Raw genomic sequence first — 3,685 nt, 5'->3', positions numbered from 1 at the left:
TCGGCGCCGCCTTCCGCGACTTCACCCCCGGCGTGGCGCGGATCTCCGAGGGCGGGCAGTAATTCACGTGTGGAACGCCCCCTTGAGGTTGAGCCAAGGCTCAGCTTGAGGAATAGTCGCCCCGGGGATGCGCGGATCAGTTGTCCGCGACGCGACGGGGGGATGGGCTTGCGGTTCTGGATTTGCGCGATGGCGGCGTTCGCCGTCGGATCGGCGGCGCGCGCGGCGCCGCCCCTGGAGGTCTACGGCCGCCTGCCCGCCGTGGACCTGGTGGATTTGGCGCCCGGCGGAGAGAGCTTCGCCCTGGTGGCCCGTGACGGCGACGCCCGCAGGCTGTTCGTGCGCAAGACCGACGGGACTCCCGTCTTTGTCGCCGCGGTCGGCGACAGCAAGGTTCGCGACATCCAATGGATCGGCGACGATCAATTGGTGGTGTTCGGCAGTTCCACCATGCAACTCCCGGATCTCAGCTTCGAGAAGATGGAATGGACGGGCGGGGTTCATATCGATCTGAACACCAAGGCCAGCTACATCCTGATGAAGGAGTCCCACACCTATCTGCCGGCGATGTTCGGCTGGTACGGCCAGGCTCAAATCGGTGATCGCTGGTACGGCTATTTCGCCGACTACACCTATGAGCAGATCGCCCCGACCTATCAAAGCCGGATGATCTGGCCCGACCTCTATCGCATGGATATGGCCACCGGGAAGGTCGAGAAGGCGGCGCCGGCCGGAGCGGGAGACACCGATTGGGCGATCGGCCCTGATGGCGCCCTGCTGGCGACGGGCGCCTTTGACGCGCGCGGCCAGGGCTTCAAGCTGGCGGCCGGAAAATGGGGCGGGCCCACCCTCCTCACCCGTTCGGCTCAAGCCGGTGACGCGGAGGTCCACCTGGCGGGTCTGGGGCGGACGCCGGGCACGGTGTTGGTGCGGGAACGTAACGACCAGGACACCGTGGTGCGGGAAATCCAGGTTTCGCAGGGCGGCGAGGGCGAGGTGGTGACCCATGGCGACGTCGAACTGCTGCGCGGACGGCTGAGCCGCCAATTGATCGGCTGGCGCGAAGGGTCGAACGGGGCGGTCCACATGTTCGATCCCGCGCTCCAACGCCGCGTGGACGCCAGCCGCAAGGCCTTTCCCGGTCTCAACGTGACCCTGGTCTCCTATGACGAGACCTTCGACCACCTGGTCATGCTGACCGACGGCTCCGACGATTCCGGCACCTACTGGCTGGTGGACATCCCCAAGAAGTCGGCCCGGCGGATCGACCACGCGAATCCGCTGATCAAGCCCGAGGACGTCGGCCCGGTGCGCATGATCCAATACAAGGCCGCCGACGGCCTGGAGCTGGACGGGGCGCTGACCTTGCCCCCGGGCGGGGCGGCGAAGAACCTGCCCCTGGTGGTGCTGCCGCACGGCGGGCCGATCGTCCTGGGCGACGGCGCGCAGTTCGACTGGTGGGCCCAGGCCTTCGCCTCCCGGGGCTATGCGGTGTTCCAGCCCAATTATCGCGGCACGCTGGGTCATGGGGAGGCGTTCCGCAAGGCCGCCTATGGCGAGCTTGGCCGCAAGATGCAGACCGACGTCTCCGACGGCGTCGCCGCCCTGGCGGCGCAGGGGATCATCGACCCCAAGCGGGCCTGTATCGTGGGCGCGAGCTATGGCGGCTATGCCGCCCTGGCCGGGGTGACCCTGCAGCATGGGCTATATCGGTGCGCGGTCTCGGTCGCGGGGGTCGGGGATTTTGGCCGCATGATCACCTGGGATTCCGTCCGCGACGGGTCCGACATGCGGGGGGTGAACTTCTGGCGCGACCTGTCGGGCGCCTCGGCAGGCCAGAACCTGGCCGACATCTCGCCCGTGCGGCAGGCCGCCAGGGCTGATGCGCCGATCCTGCTGATCCACGGGCTCGACGACACGGTGGTGCCGATCGAGCAGAGCAAGATGATGGAGAAGGCGCTGAAGGCCGCCGGCAAGCCGGTGGAGTTCGTGACCATGGCCGGCGAGGACCACTGGCTGTCCAAGGAACCCAGCCGCAAGGCCATGCTCGCCGCCGCCGTGGCCTTCGTCGAGAAGCACAATCCGGCGAACTGAAGCCTCATACGCAAAACGCCCCCCGGCGGACCGGAGGGCGTTCTGGATTTTCAGTCGGTCAGGCCAGGTCTAGTCGACCGGGCTCCAGCGCTTGGCCGGTTCGGCGCCGCCGCGGGCGGGGCCCTTGAACTGGGACTGGTCGATCGGCTTGGTCGAGGCGCTGGGGCGGCCGGCCGCAGCCTGGCCACCGCCGCCGCCGGCGCGAGCCGGGCGGTTGCGTTGCTTGCGCAGGCCGCCGGGCAGGTCGGAGCGACCTTCCGGCTTGCGGTCCGAATGGCCGCCACCGCCGCCGCGACGTCCGCCGCCACCGCCGCTGTTGCGCTCGCCGCGCTCGGCGCGGTCGGTCGCCTCGGCCGGCATGTGGGCGGTCATCATCGACAGGCCACGGTCATTGCGACGGTCCTCGCTGGGGATGACCTGGCGGGTGACCTTCTGGATGTCCTTCAGCAGGTTGCGCTCTTCCTCGCCGCAGAAGGCGATGGCCGAGCCGCCGGCCCCGGCGCGGGCGGTGCGCCCGATCCGGTGGACGTAGGATTCCGGCACATTGGGCAGCTCGTACTGGACGACGTGGCTGACCGCGTCGACGTCGATGCCGCGCGCGGCGATGTCGGTGGCGACCAGGGCCTTGACCTCACCGGACTTGAAGGCGGCCAGGGCGCGTTCGCGCGCGCCTTGGCTCTTGTCGCCATGGATGGCGGCGGCTTCGACGCCGGCCTGCTCCAGGGACTTGGCGACCCGGTCGGCGCCGCGCTTGGTGCGGGTGAAGACAATGACCCGCTTGAAGTCGCGCTCGGCGAACAGCTCGTTCAGCAGGGCGCGCTTGCGGGCGCTCTCGACGAAGATGACCTTCTGGCTGACCTTCTCGACGGTGGTCGCCTGGGGGGTCACCGAGACCTTGAGCGGGTTGGGATTGAGGAGTTCGCCGGCCAGCTTGCCGATCTCGGTCGGCATGGTGGCCGAGAAGAACAGGTTCTGGCGTTCCTTGGGCAGGAACTTCACGATCCGGCGGATGGGCAGGATGAAGCCCATGTCCAGCATCTGGTCGGCTTCGTCGAGGACGAAGATCTCCACGCCCTGGAGCGTGATGGACTTTTCCTGCAGGTGGTCGATCAGGCGGCCGGGGGTGGCGACCAGCACGTCGACGCCGGGGGCCATGGCGCGCATCTGGCCGCCATATTTCACGCCGCCGAACACCACCGCGACGGAGACGCCGAGGTGCTTGCCATAGGTCTTGAAGCTTTCGCCGATCTGGGTGGCGAGCTCACGGGTGGGCGACAGCACCAGGACGCGGGCGCTGCGGCGGGTGGCCGGACGGCGGTCGGCGGCCAGGCGGTGCAGGATGGGAAGGGCGAAGGCGGCGGTCTTGCCGGTGCCGGTCTGGGCGGACGCGATGAGATCGCCGCCCGTGAGGACGACCGGGATGGCGCGCAGCTGGATCGGCGTCGGGTCGACGTAACCCATCGCTTTGACACCGTTGATCAGGGAGGCCGGCAGACCGAGCTTGGAAAATGGCATAGCGGGTCATTAGCCGGTTATTCAGCAGTGGACGCGAGGTAATTCTGAAAGGTGGAACCCGGCCTCCGGACGGGTT

2 protein-coding genes are annotated in these 3,685 nt (G+C 68.4%); one reads left to right on the top strand and one right to left on the bottom strand.

Annotation, left to right across the window (positions count from 1 at the left end):
- Positions 1 to 189 precede the first annotated feature (189 nt).
- Positions 190 to 2,094 (top strand): S9 family peptidase, encoded by a 1,905-nt coding sequence (locus Q7P21_RS20075; protein ID WP_304180111.1) that lies wholly within the window; start codon positions 190 to 192, stop codon positions 2,092 to 2,094.
- Positions 2,095 to 2,163: 69 nt separating this feature from the next.
- Here Q7P21_RS20075 and Q7P21_RS20070 read toward each other — a convergent pair whose 3' ends face one another.
- Positions 2,164 to 3,555 carry a DEAD/DEAH box helicase gene (locus Q7P21_RS20070; protein ID WP_304180108.1) on the bottom strand — a complete coding sequence of 464 codons (1,392 nt, stop codon included), beginning with the start codon at positions 3,553 to 3,555 and terminating at the stop codon, positions 2,164 to 2,166.
- Positions 3,556 to 3,685: the final 130 nt, after the last annotated feature.

The organism is Phenylobacterium aquaticum (assembly GCF_947378715.1).
Taxonomy (GTDB): Bacteria; Pseudomonadota; Alphaproteobacteria; order Caulobacterales; family Caulobacteraceae; genus Phenylobacterium; species Phenylobacterium aquaticum_A.
The sequence above is the reverse complement of the archived record's forward strand: the minus strand, read 5'-3'. Positions and strand labels throughout refer to the sequence as shown.

What these genes read in the sequence shown, in the direction of transcription:
- Q7P21_RS20070 (WP_304180108.1), bottom strand. Translation starts at nt 3,555, where the DNA reads ATGGGTTACGTCGACCCGACGCCGATCCAGCTGCGCGCCATCCCGGTC.
- Q7P21_RS20075 (WP_304180111.1), top strand. Translation starts at nt 190, where the DNA reads ATGGCGGCGTTCGCCGTCGGATCGGCGGCGCGCGCGGCGCCGCCCCTG.